The following is an 18111-nucleotide window of genomic DNA, read 5'->3' as shown; positions in this document are numbered from 1 at the left end:
AAATCATTTTTACTTACAGGAGGAATGTCCTTATGAAGAAGCTGTTCAAGAATATCGCCAAGTCCGCCAAGTCCGCCGCCATCAACTGCCAGACCTCCATCGCCGCCTTCCACCGCCGCGCCGTCTGCGGCAACGCCGGCGAGGGCTATATCGATACCGCTGTCAAAGTGCTGATTGCCGTCGTTCTGGGCGCCCTGGTGCTGGCCGGCCTGTACGCGGTCCTGAATGATACTGTCATGCCTACTGTAACGGAGCGTATTCAGGAGATGTTCGACTACGCCGGCTGATGCACTGGGCGCAGGCGCTGGTCTTCTGCGGCTGCCTGATGGGCGCTTCGATCTATGATGTCCGACACCGCCTGGTGGATGACCGGGTCTGTGTGGCGCTCGTGCTGGCGGGGCTGATCACCATCAGCCCCGCCTCCTTTTTGGGGGCGCTTGCGGGAGGGCTGCCCTTCTATCTGGGGGCGGGCTTTGGGAAAAACGGGGCCGGGGATACGGTGCTTGCGGCGTCAGCGGGGTTTGTGCTGGGCCTTTTCCGCACTCTCGCGGGGCTTACGCTGTTCGCCTTTTGCTACGCCCTGTTTGTGCTGGGAAAAAGTCTTGTTCTGAAGCTCTCCCACCGCCCCACCCGGTTCACCTGCCCACTGGTCCCGTTCATTGCCGCAGGATTCATTCCCGCATATTTCTTATAAGGAGGCTTATATGAAGATTTTCCGTAACCGCACCGTGATCGGTGTGCTGTGTATCCTCCTGGCGCTCGTCATCTGCTTCGGAGTGACGCCCCTGTTCAGCCGCAGCGCCAGCGAGAAGGCTGAGATCGTCCGCGTCACCGCCGACATCAAGGAGGGCGACGAGATTACCGCTGAGATGGTACAGACTGTGGAGGTGGGCGCCTATAACCTGCCGTCCGGCATCATGACAGAAAAAGACGAGGTCGTCGGCAAATATGCCACCGCCGACCTGAAGGTGGGCGATTACATTCTGGCCAGCAAGCTCTCCAACGAGCCTGCCGCTGAAAATGCCTATCTCTACAATCTGGACGGCACCAAACAGGCCATCTCTGTCACCATCAAGAGTTTTGCCACCGGCCTTTCCGGCAAACTGGAGAGCGGCGATATCGTTTCCGTCCTCGTGGCCGACTATCAGGGCATGGGCGAAACCGTGATCCCGCCCGAGCTGCAGTATGTAGAGGTCATCTCCGTTACCGCCTCCTCTGGTTACGACGCCAACACCGGCGAGGCGGTTGAGGATGAAAAAGAGCTGCCCTCCACCGTCACCCTGCTGGTGACCACCGAGCAGGCCAAGGTGCTGGCGGGGCTGGAACAGGAAAGCGAGCTGCATCTGGCGCTGGTTTATCGTGGGACGCCTGAGAATGCCTCCGCATTCATTGAGGCGCAGGACGCTCTGATCGAGGAGCTGTACGCCGAGCCGGAAGCCGAGGAGACTGCCGAGGCAACTGAGAATACCGAAACCGGGGAAAGCGAGGGCGCCGATTCTGCCGCAGAGAGCGAGGCGGCTGCGGAATGAACTTCATGAAAGGAAGCCTGTTTCACCGCAGCACAGAGCCGGAGGAGGTTGAAATCATCGAGGAATCCGGCGGCGGAGTCCTGGCCGTCTGGGGAAGCCCCGGCTGCGGCAAAACCGTGACTGCGGTAAAGATCGCAAAGCATCTGGCCTCCCAGAAGAAAAATGTGGCGCTTCTGCTCTGCGATATGACCGCCCCTATGATGCCCTGCATCTGCCCGCCCTCTGAACTGGAGTGCGACAAATCCCTGGGCAGCATCTTCGCCGCCCAGCGGATCTCCGTGAATCTCATCAAGCACAACCTGACCACCCACAAGAAGCTGTCCTACCTGACCATGCTGGGGCTGCGCAAGGGGGAAAATGAGTATACCTACGCAGCCTGCACCAAGCAGCAGGCGGAGGAACTCATCCGCGGCCTTCGTGAGATTGCCCCCTATGTGGTCATCGACTGCTCCAGCTATATCGCCAATGACATCCTCTCCGCCGTGGCGCTCATGGAGGCCGACAGCGTCCTCCGGCTGGCCAACTGCGACCTGAAATCCATCGGCTACCTGTCCAGCCAGCTCCCGCTCCTTCGGGAACTGCACTGGGATGAGGACAAGCAGTATAAGGCGGCGTCCAACATCAAGCCCCTCCAGGCGGCGGACCGCATCGGTCAGGTACTTGGGAGCGTCGCTTTCCAGCTTCCGCACTCCCGGGAGTTGGAGGAGCAGTATCTGGAGGGCACGCTTCTGAACGATCTCTCCATGAAAGACAGCAAGGCGTTCCGCCGGGAGATCGAAAAAATCTGCAAGGAGGTGTTCTGATGCTTGGCGACAGAAGAAGCAATTCATTGTTCGCCGCTGCTCCGGTTGCCGCCCCTGCGGAAGCCAAGCCGGAGCAGGCCGAGGTGCATGATATCTCCTTCGAGGAAAATACCGGAAGGGCTATTTTTGCGGAAACCAAGGTCGCGCCCAAAGCGAGCGATGTCTTCTTCGCTCCCCAGACCGAGGGGATGCCCTTCGCGGAGGTACTCAGTCAGGTACAGTCCTACCTTACCGGCACCTATTCCACCCTGATCACGGAGAGCGGCGATGAGGCCAAGGAGCAGATGAAGCGCCGGATTGCCCGCTATTTGCAGGACAATCGCATGGCGGTGGACGGTATGAGCCAGAGCGAGCTGGTGGACGCCCTTTATACGGAGATGGCCGAGTATGGGTTTCTGACCAAGTACATCTTCGCCGAAGGCATCGAAGAGATCGACATCAATTCCTGGCGCGACATTGAGATCCAGTATTCCGATGGCCGCACCGTCAAGCTGGAGGAACACTTCGACTCGCCGGACCACGCGGCCAATGTCATCCGCCGTATGCTCCAGAACTCCGGCAAGGTGCTGGACAATGCCAGTCCCATCATTACCTCCCGTCTGACCAAAAACATCCGTGTCTCGGTCATCAAGACCCCGGTGCTGGACGAGGATGCCGGCGTCGCGGCCTCCATCCGAATCGTCAACCCCAAGAATCTGACCAAGGAGGACTTTGTGGGCAGCGGCACCGCCACGGAGGAAATGCTGGATTTCTTGTCCGCCTGCCTGCGCTACGGCGTCTCCATCTGTGTGGCAGGCGCCACCAGCTCCGGCAAGACCACGGTGGCGGGCTGGCTCCTGTCCACCATCCCTGACCGCAAGCGGATCTTCACCATCGAGGACGGCTCCCGTGAGCTTCAGCTCATCCGGGAACAGAACGGCAGGGTGGTCAACTCCGTCGTCCACACCCAGACCCGCGACAGCGAGAACGAGCGCCAGCGCATCGACCAGATCGCGCTGCTGGACATTGCCCTTCGCTTCAATCCCGACATCATCGCCGTGGGCGAGATGCGCGGCCCGGAGGCCAATGCCGCCCAGGAGGCCGCCCGCGTGGGCGTGGCTGTTCTCACCACCATCCACTCCAGCTCCAGCGAGGGTACCTATCGCCGCATGGTATCGCTGTGCAAACGGGCCGTGGACACCCCTGACGATACACTCATGGGCTATGTCACCGAGGCGTATCCCATCGTGGTCTACTGCCGCCAGCTGGAGAACAAGCAGCGCCGTATCACCAATATCTCCGAGTGCGAGATCCTGCCGGATGGGAGCCGCCGGCTTCACAAGCTCTACGAGTACAACATCACCGAAAACCGTCTGGAGGGCGACCGGTTCATCATTGAGGGACACCACCAGAAGTGCGAGGAAATGTCCGAGAGCCTGCAGCGCCGCTTTATCGAGAACGGTATGCCCTGCGGTGAGCTGGAGCAGTTCATCCAGAGAAAGGAGGAAACTGCATGACAATGATCCAACTGATCGCCTGTATTGGCATGATCGCCGGGCTTTTTATGGTGCTGGGGATATCCCCCGCAGAAATGAGCGACAGCATCTTCTCCCGGCTGACTGCTGCTCCCGGCAGCATCCGGGCGGATATCAACGAGACGACCAAGCGAAAAAAGGCTGGCTTCTTCCGCCGGGAGATCACAGAGGCGCAGACGGTGTTGGCCGCATCCGGGCGTGAGGGGAAGTTCCCCATGGTGTGCATGGCCTCCCTGGTGCTGTTTGCCCTGGGCGCCTGCATTGCCATCCTTGCCGGGAACGCCTTTCTCGTCCCCGTGCTGGCCGTCGGCTTTATGCTGGCGCCGTTTTGGTATGTCAAGCTGACAGCCGGCAGCTTCAAAAAGGATGTGGCCGCAGAGCTGGAAACGGCGCTGTCGGTCATCACCACCGCCTATCTGCGCACGGAAAACTTCCAGCAGGCGGTGGAGGAAAATGTCCGATACCTGCACCACCCGGTGCAGGAGGTGTTCCAGCGGTTTCTGACCCGCATCAAGCATATTGATCCGGACATGGACGCCGCACTTCACGACCTGAAATACGCCATCGGCAATGAGGTGTGGCAGGAGTGGTGCGAAGCGGTGATGGCGTGCCAGACAGACCGCAGCCTGAAAAGTACCCTGACTCCCATCGTCAGCAAGCTGTCGGATATGCGAGTGGTCAACGGAGAGCTGGAAAATCTGGTCTTCGGCCCCCGCAAGGAGTTCGTCACCATGGCGATCCTGGTGCTGATCAATATCCCGCTGGTGCGGTTCATCAACACCGATTGGTACCATACCCTGGTGGACACCATCCCCGGCCAGATGGTCATCGCCGTCTGCATCGCAGCCGTATTCGTGTCCTTTGCCTTTGTGGTGAAGCTGACCCAGCCTATTGAGTATCGGAGGTGAGGAAATGGGCGCACTTTTATTCCTGTTCGGGACTGCGCTGGCCGCCGGACTGTATTTCGTCCTCGCCGACCTTCTGAAGATTCCCAGACTGGCCACGGAACGGGCGCTCATCTCTGCCGGACGGAGGGAGCGGAGCCTGGTCAAGGCTCTGGAGACGCTGATCCTCGGCTGGGCGCTGAAACTGGCGCCGATGATCCGAATGGACGAATACAAATACCGCCGGCTGGAGAGCAAGCTCACGGCGGCAGGGTTGGATATGACGCCCCAGGTCTACACGGCTTATTCGATCCTGAAGCCCTGCCTCATCCTGCTCGGCATCATCCCGTGCCTGCTGATCCTGCCCATCCTGAGCCCCCTCATCGTGGTGCTGGCCGTGCTGACCTGGTTCAAGGAGAGCCGTCGGGCTGACGAGCTGGTCAAGGCCAGAATGGAGCTGATCGAGGGCGAGCTGCCCCGGTTCGTCGCCACCATCCATCAGGAGCTGGCAGCCAGCCGGGATGTGCTGCGGATTCTGGAAAACTACAAGAAACACGCCGGGCCTGACTTTGGTCGTGAGCTGGATGTGCTGACGGCGGATATGCGTTCCTCCTCCTATGAAGCGGCGCTCATCCGCTTTGAGGCCAGAATGGGCTCCGCCATCATTTCGGACATCGTCCGCGGCCTCATCGGCATACTGCGGGGTGACGACGGGCGAATGTACTTCCAGATGCTGTCCCACGATCTGAAGGCATTGGAACTGCAGCGCCTCAAGGCCAAGGCCGCCAAGATCCCGCCCAAGATCCGGGTGTTCAGCTTCATCATGCTCATGTGCTTCATGATGACCTACATCGTCATCATCGTGTACCAGATCGTCAATTCTCTGGGAAGCCTGTTCTAAAGGAGGTCGCCATGAAAAAAATACTGAAACGGCGCTCCGGCGAAGGCTATATCGATGTATGCGTCCTGGTGGTGTGCGCTATGCTGGTGCTCGCGCTGGTGGTTCGTGTGCTCCCGGTCTACATCACCAAACAGCAGCTGGACACCTATGCGGTGGAGCTGGTGCGCGAGGCGGAGATCGCCGGCCGGGTTGGCACGGAGACCACCCGCCGGGCGGCGGCGCTTACCGACAGCACCGGGCTTGACCCCGACATTCGGTGGTCCACCACCGGACGCATCCAGCTCAATGACGAGGTCACCGTGACCCTGACGCTGGAAACAGATATCGGCCTGTTCGGAGGATTTGGCTCGTTCCCAATCACGCTGACGGCTTCCGCCACAGGCAAGTCGGAGGTGTATTGGAAGTGAGCAGCGTGCCGCTGCACCCAGTTCGCGCACCAGGAGCCGGAATAATCGGGCCTGTGTGCCCGCGATGAAAGTTGGTGAAACCATTGAAATGCAAACATATCTTTCGCCGTCGCTCCGGCGAGGGCACCCCCATGATCCTTGCCATTGTGCTGGTCTTGCTGATGCTGTTCTGCGCCATTGCCGAATTCAGCCGGCTGTGGATCATTGCCCAAGGCGTAAAGGAGGCCGCGCAGCAGGCGGTCATTTCCACCGTCAATGACAACTACGACGATGTGTACCACGCCGTCCGTGAGGGATACGCCGCGGGCTGGTATCCGGACGGTACAGGCCGCTGGGATGAGAGCATCGATACCGGCGATGTGTACGGCCAGCTCTCTGAAACGCTCGGCCTGGAAAATACAGCGGGCGGGTATCAGAAAATTTCGGACGGTGAGGTGGAATATACCATCTCCGACCTGTCCGTGGTTCTGGAAAATAACAGCCTTGGCTCCGGCCAGAGCGAGGGCTATACCGCACTGGTGGAGATCCATCTGGAGGTGCCCGTCCGGTTTCTGGGGAATCTTTTGCCCGCCGCCAGCATGACTTTGCACACGGAGGCCAAATATGTGCCTCTCTTCTGATCCATCCGGTCTTTTCAATAGACTTCCACAGAAAATTGTGGTATTGTCCCATTAACAAGTAATACATCAAGGAGGCATACACCATGACAGATAAGACAAAGAGGATTGTCCTCATCGCCGTCTGCTGCCTGCTCTGCGTTGCGGCAGCCATTGGAATCGCCGTCCGGTTCGGCGGCAATGCCGAGATTTCTTCCGGTGTGGTTTCCGATGACCCCACCCAGAGCGGTAATCCCAATGTGGATATAGACAATAACGGCCAGGCTGATCTGGATGTCCAGGTGGAAACGCCGGGCGCATCCGAAACCGATCCCGCCCAGGGTGCGGACTCCAGTGGCCTGGAGCAGACCATCCAGGCAGATCCTGTAAAGCCTGAATCCCCCGAAAAACCGGAAGCACCCTCCGGCACCACCACGCTGCCGGATGACCACGACGGAACGGATGTGCCGGAGGAGGAGCGCAAGACCGAGGATGAGGCGCCGCCCACCTATGAGGAAACTCCCACAGTGACTCCCACCGAAACGGAGCCTGCCGCGGGAAGCACCAACAGCTCCGGTCAGGTCTATGTACCCGGCTTCGGCTATGTGGAAAACAGCGGTGAGAACACCGGCGTTCAGGACAACAGTATGTATGAAAACGGAAATAAGATCGGCGAGATGGGCGGCGGTAATTGACCCCCTCATCCGCAATAACGGCGCAGTCGGAAGTGACTGCGCCGTTTCTATTTGAAAAAATCGGAAAGGAGAGCACCTGTGAAGCGAATCCTTGCTCTTATTCTCTCCGCTGTCCTGATGCTGTCCATCTCTGTACCTGCCTACGCAACCGGAGATGAAAACATCGATGGCGGTGGCGGCAACATGGGCAGCGGAACATCTACAAGCTATTGGAATCCCGGCATGGATGGCGTCCGTGTATCCGTAATCAATGTGGACAGCCACGCCGTAGTGGGCAATGTGATCGATCTGACCAACAAAACACCCGCATCGGGCGTTATTCATTTTGGCAAAGTCAGCAAGCTGTCCTATAACGCCGGACGGAGTCTCTCTCCGGTAGTGGGAAACTACAGCTACATTAATCCCTCGCAGAGCCTGCCCCGCATCATCTCCTCCGGCAGCTATCCGGCCAGTATTGATGCCATCCGCAGCTACTTCACTGATGAACAGGTCATCCGAGCCATCGCTGGATATGTGGGGATGGACTTCGATACGCTGATCTGCGGCGATTATAAAATCGTCATCGAGCCGATTGCGTATCTGGTCTATAACGGTGCCAACTACGCTATGACAGCCACGGAAGCCGCACTCTATGACCAGGTCGTTGACGGAAATCTCCGCTACTGGATGGGGTCGCTGACCCACCAAAATCTCCCGCTCGCTATCTTTTTGGAGGAAGCCGACCTCGGGTATCCTGCGTGGTCAGGCAGCACCACAAGCAAGGTCAGCAACGAGCAGATCATCTCCTCGCTGGGGATCGGCATCGTCCGCTTCAACGATGAGGTGGAGGAACCGGAGGTGGATGAGTTTGACTACGAATACCGGGTGGACACCGATGTTATCACCTCGGTGGAGGTGTCCGGCGGGCAGTCAGACCCGGACAACCCGGTCACCGTGCAGTTTGTGATCGAAGGCAGCACCTATACCATCAGCAATGTGTACTATCCGGACGGCGACAGCCAGCTGGTCTGGGTGAAGTGGCATACCCCCGATGAACCCTGTGTTTGCACCATTCAGGTCAGGGTGCTGGGCGGAGGCACGGCGCAAAGCACCATCACCGCCAACATTGTGGATCTGGACGGCAACGACCCGCCCAATCCCGTGGCCGATGACCGAAACGACACCTTCACCCTCGTGGATATCCCAGAGAAAGAAGAAGTGTCCTCCGCCTCCTGGGGCATCTGGTCTCCCTGGTGGCAGGAGAATTGGATGTGGGTTGAAAACTGGGAGAAGTGCTGGCACACGGATCGGTGGACGGACAGCGAGGGCAAATCCCACACGGACCGTTGGTACCACTGGGTGGACAACGGCTGGTGGGAGGATCAGGGCTGGTGGGAATTTGATTATAACGCCTACACAGCCAGCCTGACGGCAACCATGGTCATCACGCCGGACAGCCTGTCGCCCACGGTATCTTCCTCTACGCTCAAGAGCGGATACGGCATCCAGCAGAGCGTTACGGCCAGCGTCAGCACCACACAGAGCGCCGCAGTTACTGCGGCTCAGAATGCGGTGACCTATTTCCCGGAGTTCAACTACGAGGGCTTTTGGAGGCTCCTGAACCGAAGCATCAGCGGCAAACGCTCCACCTTCACTTTCAAGGACAATCCATACAGCACCTATAATCGTCCGACCCATTTCACGCCGATATGGTATCCCGATGGGAGCTATACGCCGTACACCTGGCTGCTGGACTGCTGGACACCGGCGGGAATGCTGTCGCTAAACCTCACGGACTCCGTCCGGATTTCCGGAGATCTTTGGGAGGACTGGCATATCGCCCCCACAAATTAACAACATACAACGGAGGGAATTTATGCGTAAATTCAACTATAAGCGCCTGATCGTGATGCTGGTTGTGGTCTTGGCAATGACCTGCCTGATGGCGACCACAGCTTTCGCCGCAGGTACCGGGGATGTGGCCGGCGCCGTCGAAAGCACCTGGTCCACTGCATCTACCCAGATCAAGTCGGTGGTCGACAATGTGGTGTTTCCCGCCATCGACCTGATTCTGGCCGTCTTCTTCTTTGCCAAGCTGGGCACCGCCTACTTCGAGTACAGAAAATCCGGCCAGTTCGAGTGGGCGGCTCCCGCTATCCTGTTTGCCTGCCTCGTGTTTACCCTCACTGCGCCCATGTATCTCTGGAGCATTATCGGCATCTAAGGAGGGTATATGAACTTTTTCGAGCAAGAGCTTCACAAAATCGTTGCCCCAAAGTATCCGGACGCCACCTATGTAGGCCGGGCCTGCTATGTGCGTCTCGATGAGTTGAATCGGGCAAAGATCCAGTTCGTCACGGGGATCGTCGCAAATCAATACCATGCCCTTCGCGTTTCCATTCTGAATCGGAACGAAGGCCAGGTGGATGTGCTGCTTCTGAATCTTTCCGACATCCTCGGGAAAAAGCAAACCGGCAACCCGAACTTCCGAAATGGGATCAATCCCTACATCTGGGATGACTACGGGAAAGCGGATTGGTATGTCTACCATCCAAACAGCCAGGACTACCAGCAGCTCACGGATGCGGTGTCGGATTATTTGGAGGTGTTTCAGGAGCAAGCCCAAACCGCTGACCCCCAGTGGCAGCAGACCATGTAAAGAACTGACCCAGGGGCCGTACCAGCTGTACGGCCCCTGGCCTTTTATCCCAAGCAGTTGGTGCGGCCTCACACCGAAAAGAGGTGAACGAACCATTGTTTATTTGGGATTTTGTTGCCGACACCATCCTCGGTCAGATCGTGGATTGGATCTACGGTCAGGTCATGGGCTTTCTCGGAAACTTTTTCGCCGAGATGGGCAACATGGGCGTCGAGCTGTTCGAACTGAGCTGGGTGCAGAGCATTGTACTGTTTTTCTCTTATCTGGCCTGGGCGCTCTATGTGACCGGTCTTGTGGTGGCCTGTTTTGAGTGCGGCATCGAGTATTCCTCCGGCAGAGGGAACCTCAAAGAAACTGCTCTGTGTGCCATCAAGGGCTTTATGGCGGTGAGCCTGTTTACGGTTGTGCCGATTCGGCTCTATGAGCTTTCCGTTACATTGCAGGCAAGCCTCACCGCGGGGATCACAGGGTATGGCACCTCCATCGGCGAGGCGGCAACCGAGATTGTGGATTCACTCAGCGGCATTGATTCGCTGACTGGAATGACCACCGGCTCATACTTCGGCTTTGCTTCCATCACCAGCCCAATCATGCTTTTATTCTGCATCATTCTGATGGCCTACGCCGTGATAAAGGTCTTCTTCGCAAACCTAAAGCGTGGCGGCATTCTGCTCATTCAAATTGCAGTGGGCAGTCTCTATATGTTCAGCGTCCCACGCGGTTATACGGATGGTTTCATCCAATGGTGCAAGCAGATCATCGGATTGTGCTTGACCGCTTTCCTGCAATCCACCATTCTCATCGCCGGACTCATGGTATTCAAGGACCATGCCCTCCTTGGCCTCGGCCTGATGCTGTCCGCTGGCGAGATCCCCCGCATCGCCGGAGCCTTTGGCCTGGATACCACCACAAGAGCCAATATCATGTCTGCGGTCTATACCGCCCAAGCCGCAGTCAGCACCACAAGGACTATCGTTCAGGCGGTAGCCAAATGAAAACTCTGACGATGGGCAGCCTGTTTGATGGGATAGGGGGATTCCCACTGGCCTCCATTCACAACGGCATTGTCCCTGTGTGGGCAAGCGAGATCGAAGCCTTTCCCATTGAGGTGACAAAGATTCGTTTCCCCGACATGGCGCATGTGGGCGACATTACAAAGCTTGACGGAGCAAAGCTGCCGCCGGTGGACATCATCTGCGGCGGCTCACCCTGTCAGGACTTATCTGTGGCCGGAAACCGTGCCGGCCTCTCCGGTGAACGCTCCGGCCTTTTTATGGAACAGGTTCGAATTGTAAAGGAGATGAGAGATGCGGATAGACAACGAGGCCGAGCAGCTCTCGATATACGACCTCGATTTATGGTGTGGGAGAATGTTCCAGGAGCCTTCTCCAGCGGAACCCCAAAAGGAGAGGATTTCCGGATCGTCCTTGAGGAGATCGTCCGAATTAAAGTCAGTGGTATTTCAGTCCCTCGACCTGACACCGGGCGCTGGGAATCTGCTGGGCGAATTCTACTGGGAACTGATTTCTCCCTGGCGTGGAGATGCCTCGACGCTCAATACTGGGGTGTCCCCCAGAGAAGAAAAAGAATCTTCCTTGTCGCAGATTTTGCAGGACGATCCGCCGGACAAATACTATTTGACCAGGAAAGCCTGCCTGGGCATCCTGCGCAGAGCCTTTGAACGCGGGAAAGAGCTGCCCCGAAAACTCAATCGTGCGCTGGAGATCCAGTCTGGGGTTGCTCCGCCGGATGGCAGATCCACCCCGCTGGAGGCATACCATATCAACCAGCGTGATGAAGGCATCGATCTGCACGGAGTTTCCGGTGCCCTGATGGCGACAAACAATATGCAGATGCAGACCTTTGTTACCCAGCCGGACGATGCGGAAATCGAAGGGTTCGATGGCTATAACGGTGATCTGACCGGCTCAGTCGCGGCTACCCTGGGCGTGAACTGCGGGATGTCCACCGGCCGCAATGGCCTTATACAGCCGATTGCCTTTGCCGCAAATCAGCGGGATGAGGTCAGAGATCTGCACGATGTGGCCGGAGCCTTGGGTGCCCAGCCAGGAATGAAACAGCAGACGTTCATCGCAGAAGGGGTCGTAGCAAAGGGAAACGGCGATTGCTTCCTGACGCCGGAACGGCACACATCCCTGAGTGCAGGCGGCGGTCAGGCCGGGCAGGGGTATCCCTGTGTCCTGACTGCCGGTTTCTCTGCCGGAGCCGGAGCCTCTGCCGGAAGCATCGGCTACGGCGAAGAACTCGCCCCCACGCTGAAAGGCAGCGCCAGCGGAAACTGTATGCCATCCATCTTATGCCTGAACGACCAAGGCGGCAGCATGATGGAGTGCAGCCTGGACATCACAGGGACACTTCGAGCCCAGGAACACGGGCATCAGCCCCTGGTCTACGAGAACCACGGCATTGATTCCCGCTACACCGGCCCCCATCGGGTCGCTCCCACCATGTCCGCACGGTATGGTACAGGCGGCAACAATGTCCCGCTTGTGGAGCAGGAGCAAGTATTCTGCATTACCGGCAACGCCATCGACCGAAAGCCTGAAAACGGCGGCAACGGGATTGGATACCAAGCAGACCTTGCCTATACACTGACTGCCACCGACCACCACGCCGTATTCAGCAGACAGCGAGTCGATATTTTCAAGGATGGAGAGGTAACCAGCACCCAAAGCGCACGCCAGCATAAAGACGCTACCGATCTTGTGCTGCAGGGCACAGATCAGCCAAGGCTCATCCGCAGGCTAACGCCTCTGGAGTGTGAAAGGCTCCAAGGTTTTCCGGACGGTTGGACTGACATTCCCAACGCCTCGGACTCTTCCCGCTATAAGGCGCTGGGCAACAGCGTGGCCATTCCATGCGTGGACTATGTTCTTTTTGGTATTGCTCTGGTGCTTCTCGCCGGCTGAGCCATGCTTGTTGCTTATGCTTCGTTTGCAGCTTGCTTCTTCGTTGGGTTCTGTGAATAGCTATTTCACTCCGGTCACAGTATGCTTTGCTTACAAAATCAGAGAAAGGAGCCACCCATGGAAGCAAAGAAGAATCTCTGTGGTATGATCCCGGAAAATTTACATGCCAAAGCTATCGAGGAAAAGGAACAGCTTGGCCTCAAGACTCTGGGTGATTATGTGGAGTTGGTACTCAAAGAACGCTTCGAAGGAGGAAAAATCACCATGGCGGAAACTAAGACTCTCGCATTCAAGATCACCGAGGAGCTGGATCAGCGGCTGAAGAATTTCATCGCCGCAGAAAAGAAGCACGGCAGGAAAATCACGCAGAAAGAATTCGTCATCGGACTCATCGAGCAGGCGCTGGATGCGTATGAAGCGCAGAACCAGCCCGCAGAGATGTCTGAAGAATAAAATGCCGCACCGACCGCTGGGGAGAGCATCCCCAGCGGCTTGTTTTTTGGAGGTGAAATATCCTGTACATCTACCCCGACAACCTGACTGCCAAGGCCATGATGTGGCTTTGGGAGCTCAGAGATGTAGGCGTCATTGGCGTAGGGCTTCTGGTCTCTATCCTGGCGCTGACTCAGACCGGAATTTTTATCCCGCTGGTATTCACGGCGGTCTATGCCTTCCTCAGCATCCGCTTTGACGGAACCAGCATTCTGGATTTCATTCGCTATGCGATTGCCTTCCTGATCACCAAACAGCAATTCTATGAATGGAGAATGTGATATGTTCCATGCCGACACGACCTTTGAAAACGAGGAGATCATCGGCCTGCCGGAAGTTGAGGAGCGAGATCTGTCCGCCTCCCTGACGCTCCGGTGGAGTCGGAAGCGCAAGCGGTGGGAGTGCCGCAACGCCTTCTTCTGGCAGGATGCCAAGAATAAGTGGAGCTGCCGCAGCCAGGACGGCAGATATTACTATGGCTTCCGCAGCCTGCGTGCCCTGCTGAAAAGCTATGTGGGCGGCCTTCTGTGTGAGAAGTCCCTCTGCTACAGCGCCAAGAACGCCAGAGCAAAATATTGGTTCAGCCAGAATCCCAGGCAGGTGACCTGCTGTGTCACCATGCGCTGTACCGGCTTTTTCCCGCCCAGCTTTCCCCAAGGAGGAATGAAGCTATGAACAGAAAGAAAAAAGAGAATGCCGCCCAATCCACCCGGCAGCTCATGGGGATCGACGGCATCAAGGACTATTGCATCGCCACCCGCATGGGCGACCTGGTCTTTTTCATCATCAAGCCCACCAACATCAGCGTCCTGTCCGATTCCAGCATCAGCGCCAGGATCTACGCCCTGCTGAATGTGGTCAAGGGGCAGGCGGAAATTGAGATGCTGGCCCTCAACTCCAAGGAGTCCTTCGAGCGAAACAAAAACTTCTATCAGGAGCGCATGGGCAACGAGGAGCTTCCTGCCATCCGGCGACTTCTGGAGCAGGACAGCAAGCATTTGGATCGCATCCAGGTGCTGATGGCCTCCAGCCGGGAGTTTTATATCATCATCCGGCTGAGAAGTGAAAAGGAAACGGATGTGTTCCCGTATCTCAGCCGCATCGAGCAGAGCATCAATGACAATGGGTTTACCACCCGCCGCGCCACCGATCAGGATCTCAAGCGGATGCTGGGCGTTTATTTCGAGCAGAATGTGACTACCGAGAAGTTCGAGGACTACGACGGCGACCGCTGGGTCATCGTGGGCGAGTAAATCAATTCATCACAGGCCGTGGAGGTGTTCCACTCCATGGCCGGGATTCCTCCACGGAGAATAGGAGGCATCCATTTTGGCAAAGAAAGCGAAAAGACCTGTTCCGCAAGGCTGCGAGGAGGCATCCATCAAATCCTTTTTGGATATGATCGCCCCCTCTGTGGTCAGCTTCATGCCGGATCATTTCATCTGCGGCAACACCTACCGCTGCGTATGGGCACTCCGCGAATACCCGACCAGCACGGATGAACAGGCCATCCTCCGTCATCTGGGAGAAAAGGACGGCGTCACCCTGCGGATCTACACCCGGCAGGTCACCCCGGCTGAGGAAAAGCGCATCATTCAGAACGCCGCAAACAAAAACCGCCTGAACAGCTCCAACACCAATGACCTGCAGCAAACGGTCACCGCCGAGAGCAACCTGCAGGATGTGGCCACTCTGGTGGCCACCATGCACCGCAACCGTGAGCCTCTGCTCCATTGCGCCGTGTACATCGAGCTGACCGCATCCGACTACAACAACCTTAAGCTGCTCCAGACCGATGTGCTGACGGAACTGGTGCGGAGCAAGCTGAATGTGGATAAGCTCCTGCTCCGTCAGCAGCAGGGATTCCGCTGCGTCAATCCCTGCGGCCACAACACATTCGGTATCCAGTTTGAACGGGTGCTGCCCGCCTCCAGCGTGGCGAATCTCTATCCCTTCAACTACTCCGGCAAGCTGGACTCCAAGGGCTTCTACATCGGCAAAGACAAATACGGCAGCAACATTCTGGTGGACTTTGACCAGCGGGACGAGGACAAGACTTCCGCCAACATCCTGATCCTGGGCAACTCCGGCCAGGGCAAGTCCTACCTGATGAAGCTGCTGATCCTGAATCTGCTGGAGTCCGGCAAGTCCGTCATCAGTCTGGACGCCGAACATGAACAGCAGGAGATGTGCGAGGCGGTGGGCGGCTGCTTTGCAGACCTGATGGCCGGGCAGTATATCATCAATGTGCTGGAACCCAAGTGCTGGGATGACGGCGGAGACCCCAACGCCACCGATGCGCCGGAAGCCTTTCGCAAAAGCACCCTGCTGGCGCAGCACATCTCCTTTCTCAAGGACTTTTTCCGGGCCTACAAGGATTTCAGCGACGCACACATCGACACCATCGAGATCATGCTGTCCAAGCTGTATCACAAGTTCGGCATCACCGAGCGCACCAACTTCAGCCGGATGCGCCCGGAGGACTATCCCATCCTCTCCGACCTCTACGATCTCATTGAGGAGGAATTCAAGACCTACGACGCCGACCGTCACCAGCTCTACACCCAAAAGCTTCTGCAAGAGGTGCTGCTGGGGCTGCACTCCATGTGCAAGGGCGCCGACGCCCAGTTCTTCAACGGGCATACCAACATTACCTCCAGCCGCTTCCTGGTGTTCGGCGTCAAGGGAATGCTCAGCGCCGCCAAGAATGTCCGCAACGCCATGCTCTTCAATGTGCTGTCCTTCATGTCCGATAAGCTTCTGACCGTGGGCAATACCGTGGCAGCTCTGGATGAGCTGTATATCTGGCTGTCCAACCCCACCGCCATCGAGTACATCCGAAACTGCCTGAAACGTGTGCGAAAGAAGGAATCGGCAATGCTGCTGGCCAGTCAGAATCTGGAGGACTTCGATCAGGAGGGCGTCCGTGAGATGACCAAACCCCTGTTCAGCATCCCGCCTCACCAGTTTCTGTTCAACGCCGGCTCCATCGACAAGCGGTCCTACATGGACATGCTCCAGCTGGAGGAGTCGGAATACAATCTCATCAAGTTCCCCCAGCGCGGCGTCTGCCTGTACAAGTGCGGCAATGAACGATACCTGCTGGAGGTTCACGCCCCGGCATACAAGGAAAAACTCTTCGGAACAGCGGGCGGACGATAAAAGAGCAGAGACTTCAAACGAAGCCTCTGCTCTTTATGGTGAGACGGTGGGGCATTGAACCCCAAGGGAGATCCAACCCTACACTCTCGTGCTGCGGTATCCCCATCTATTCAGGTACCCAGAACTTGGCCGCTCCGTCCCGCAGATCCCCTGGCTCACCTTATTAATTCTGCTGCTCATATTAGTTTCCCCCTTGTCGATGTAACATAACACACAACCTGCAAATGCAAGCATGAGAGAAACGGCATTGAGCGGATACCAAAACGCAATGGACGCAACAACGAAAGATGCAAGCGATATTACCTGGATAATATATCATAGCATCATTGAACTGTAAAGAACAGGAGGTGGAATATATGGCTATACCCGCTGCCGCAGTGGCCAAAGCCGCTGCCATGCTGCTTACCAACGAAAAGGCCCGGAAAGGTGTGGGCTGGATTCTGGTGGCAGTCTTTTCACCAGTCATTCTTTTGATTGCCCTGCTCTGCTCCCTTGGCTCAGGCGGGGCGGAGCATAACAACCACTCGGTGGAGGCGTGCTTCTACGGAGCGGAATTCTCCGCAGAAGTCCCGGCCGAGTTTCGATATCACATCGAGGAGATGCGCTCGGCCTTTTCTCTTCTGGATTCGGCGGTGTCCTCTGCCAACGGGCAGATGGACAGCGGCAACAGCCTTGACCCGATCAGAGTCAAGGCTGTTTTTTATGCCCTCTGCTTTGGGGACGACGCCCCGTCCACACGGGCGGCAAACAGCTTCGTGGGATGCTTCTACACCACAGAAACCCGGACACGAACCGTGGAAGTGACTCTGGAGGACGGGACCACAAGTACAGAGGAAGAAGAATACACCGTCGCGGTGCCAGTCTCTCTGTCCCAGGCCTACGCCAATCTGGAAGCCCATCTGGGCAGAGAGATCACGGAAGATGACAAGAGCAACATCGATCACATCTATACCATGATAGCCGGTACCGTGGGAGGCGGCAGCTACAGCGGCGAGTATCTCAGAGGGGATGGGAGCAGCATAGAGCTTGACATCTCAGCCTTCACCGATCCAACCACCAAGAACGCCGCAGACCTTGTGACCTACGCCATCCACGCCTGGGAGTCCGGCTGGGGCTATGTCTGGGGAACATACGGCAGTGTCCTCACCGATTCGCTCTTCGCCTACAAGCTGGAGCAGTACCCTGATGGCGTCGGCAGCTATGCGGACTTCATCCGTGCCAACTGGCTGGGCGGCAGAACCACAGACTGCGTCGGCCTCATCAAAGGGTACGGATGGCTCAATCCCGACACCATGACCATCGAGTATGGAACCAACGGGATGCCGGATCTTGGTGCCAACCAGATGTACTATAACGCCTCAGTATCCGGAACCATCGACACCATGCCGGATATCCCCGGTCTCGCTGTCTGGCATGACGGCCACATCGGCGTGTACATCGGTGACGGTTATGTGATTGAAGCTATGAATACCCAAAAAGGTGTGGTGAAAACAAAGCTGGAGGGTCGGGGCTGGACCCACTGGCTGCAGATCGAATACATCAACTACGACTGAGAAAGGA

At 57.2% G+C, this 18111-nt stretch carries 22 protein-coding genes; all 22 read left to right on the top strand.

From position 1 onward, the window contains the following. Positions 1-32: 32 nt before the first annotated feature. The 22 genes from ACKTS9_RS13975 (at position 33) to ACKTS9_RS13870 (ending at position 18104) form a co-directional block, all read left to right on the top strand. Entirely contained in the window at positions 33-287 is a 255-nt protein-coding gene (locus ACKTS9_RS13975) for a DUF6133 family protein (RefSeq protein WP_087238906.1), read from the top strand. Continuing rightward, positions 287-694, top strand: coding sequence for a prepilin peptidase (locus ACKTS9_RS13970; protein ID WP_087295661.1), 408 nt, complete (start codon positions 287-289; stop codon positions 692-694). Before ACKTS9_RS13975 ends, ACKTS9_RS13970 begins: the two co-directional genes overlap by 1 nt. Before the next feature lie 10 nt (positions 695-704). Continuing rightward, complete coding sequence (cpaB, locus tag ACKTS9_RS13965) at positions 705-1529, top strand: Flp pilus assembly protein CpaB (RefSeq protein WP_087295659.1); 825 nt, start codon at positions 705-707, stop codon at positions 1527-1529. Further along, positions 1526-2332: an AAA family ATPase gene (locus ACKTS9_RS13960; RefSeq protein WP_195560599.1), complete on the top strand. Its 807-nt coding sequence runs from the start codon at positions 1526-1528 to the stop codon at positions 2330-2332. The genes cpaB and ACKTS9_RS13960 overlap by 4 nt, the downstream gene beginning before the upstream one ends. Then, positions 2332-3828 (top strand): type II/IV secretion system ATPase subunit, encoded by a 1497-nt coding sequence (locus tag ACKTS9_RS13955; protein ID WP_407881521.1) that lies wholly within the window; start codon positions 2332-2334, stop codon positions 3826-3828. The genes ACKTS9_RS13960 and ACKTS9_RS13955 overlap by 1 nt, the downstream gene beginning before the upstream one ends. Further along, entirely contained in the window at positions 3825-4754 is a 930-nt protein-coding gene (locus tag ACKTS9_RS13950) for a type II secretion system F family protein (RefSeq protein WP_407881519.1), read from the top strand. The genes ACKTS9_RS13955 and ACKTS9_RS13950 overlap by 4 nt, the downstream gene beginning before the upstream one ends. Before the next feature lie 4 nt (positions 4755-4758). Continuing rightward, positions 4759-5631 carry a secretion protein F gene (locus ACKTS9_RS13945; RefSeq protein ID WP_407881517.1) on the top strand — a complete coding sequence of 291 codons (873 nt, stop codon included), beginning with the start codon at positions 4759-4761 and terminating at the stop codon, positions 5629-5631. A gap of 11 nt (positions 5632-5642) precedes the next feature. Further along, positions 5643-6038, top strand: coding sequence for a DUF4320 family protein (locus ACKTS9_RS13940; protein WP_087295606.1), 396 nt, complete (start codon positions 5643-5645; stop codon positions 6036-6038). Between the two features lie 131 nt (positions 6039-6169). Beyond that, a complete protein-coding gene (locus ACKTS9_RS13935) occupies positions 6170-6658 on the top strand; it encodes a hypothetical protein (protein WP_087295612.1) in 489 nt (162 codons plus the stop codon). 83 nt (positions 6659-6741) lie between these two features. Then, entirely contained in the window at positions 6742-7329 is a 588-nt protein-coding gene (locus tag ACKTS9_RS13930) for a DUF6550 family protein (protein WP_407881514.1), read from the top strand. 78 nt (positions 7330-7407) lie between these two features. Further along, entirely contained in the window at positions 7408-9162 is a 1755-nt protein-coding gene (locus ACKTS9_RS13925; protein ID WP_407881512.1) for a hypothetical protein, read from the top strand. A 22-nt stretch (positions 9163-9184) separates the two neighbouring features. Beyond that, complete coding sequence (locus tag ACKTS9_RS13920; RefSeq protein WP_087295600.1) at positions 9185-9532, top strand: DUF3852 domain-containing protein; 348 nt, start codon at positions 9185-9187, stop codon at positions 9530-9532. Positions 9533-9541: 9 nt separating this feature from the next. Further along, positions 9542-9967 (top strand): hypothetical protein, encoded by a 426-nt coding sequence (locus tag ACKTS9_RS13915; RefSeq protein WP_087233694.1) that lies wholly within the window; start codon positions 9542-9544, stop codon positions 9965-9967. 95 nt (positions 9968-10062) lie between these two features. Further along, entirely contained in the window at positions 10063-10962 is a 900-nt protein-coding gene (locus tag ACKTS9_RS13910) for a conjugal transfer protein TrbL family protein (RefSeq protein WP_087238884.1), read from the top strand. Continuing rightward, positions 10959-11648 (top strand): DNA cytosine methyltransferase, encoded by a 690-nt coding sequence (locus tag ACKTS9_RS13905; protein ID WP_242969411.1) that lies wholly within the window; start codon positions 10959-10961, stop codon positions 11646-11648. The genes ACKTS9_RS13910 and ACKTS9_RS13905 overlap by 4 nt, the downstream gene beginning before the upstream one ends. Continuing rightward, the gene (locus ACKTS9_RS13900; RefSeq protein ID WP_407881508.1) at positions 11563-12897 is read left to right on the top strand and encodes a DNA cytosine methyltransferase; all 1335 of its coding nucleotides are present in this window, start codon (positions 11563-11565) and stop codon (positions 12895-12897) included. Before ACKTS9_RS13905 ends, ACKTS9_RS13900 begins: the two co-directional genes overlap by 86 nt. 117 nt (positions 12898-13014) lie before the next feature. Beyond that, complete coding sequence (locus ACKTS9_RS13895; RefSeq protein WP_407881506.1) at positions 13015-13350, top strand: 4-oxalocrotonate tautomerase; 336 nt, start codon at positions 13015-13017, stop codon at positions 13348-13350. A gap of 62 nt (positions 13351-13412) precedes the next feature. Beyond that, on the top strand, positions 13413-13670 hold the full coding sequence (locus ACKTS9_RS13890) for a hypothetical protein (protein WP_087238880.1): 258 nt from the start codon (positions 13413-13415) through the stop codon (positions 13668-13670). Position 13671: 1 nt separating this feature from the next. Then, the gene (locus ACKTS9_RS13885; protein ID WP_118427269.1) at positions 13672-14064 is read left to right on the top strand and encodes a hypothetical protein; all 393 of its coding nucleotides are present in this window, start codon (positions 13672-13674) and stop codon (positions 14062-14064) included. Further along, complete coding sequence (locus ACKTS9_RS13880; protein WP_118427267.1) at positions 14061-14642, top strand: hypothetical protein; 582 nt, start codon at positions 14061-14063, stop codon at positions 14640-14642. Before ACKTS9_RS13885 ends, ACKTS9_RS13880 begins: the two co-directional genes overlap by 4 nt. Before the next feature lie 145 nt (positions 14643-14787). Further along, on the top strand, positions 14788-16551 hold the full coding sequence (locus tag ACKTS9_RS13875; RefSeq protein WP_407882131.1) for a VirB4 family type IV secretion system protein: 1764 nt from the start codon (positions 14788-14790) through the stop codon (positions 16549-16551). 356 nt (positions 16552-16907) lie between these two features. Beyond that, a complete protein-coding gene (locus ACKTS9_RS13870) occupies positions 16908-18104 on the top strand; it encodes a hypothetical protein (protein ID WP_407881503.1) in 1197 nt (398 codons plus the stop codon). The last annotated feature ends 7 nt before the right edge of the window (positions 18105-18111 follow it).

The sequence above is a fragment of the Owariibacterium komagatae genome (genome assembly GCF_045865535.1).
Lineage (GTDB): Bacteria > Bacillota > Clostridia > Oscillospirales > Ruminococcaceae > Ruthenibacterium > Ruthenibacterium komagatae.
The sequence above is the reverse complement of the archived record's forward strand: the minus strand, read 5'-3'. Positions and strand labels throughout refer to the sequence as shown.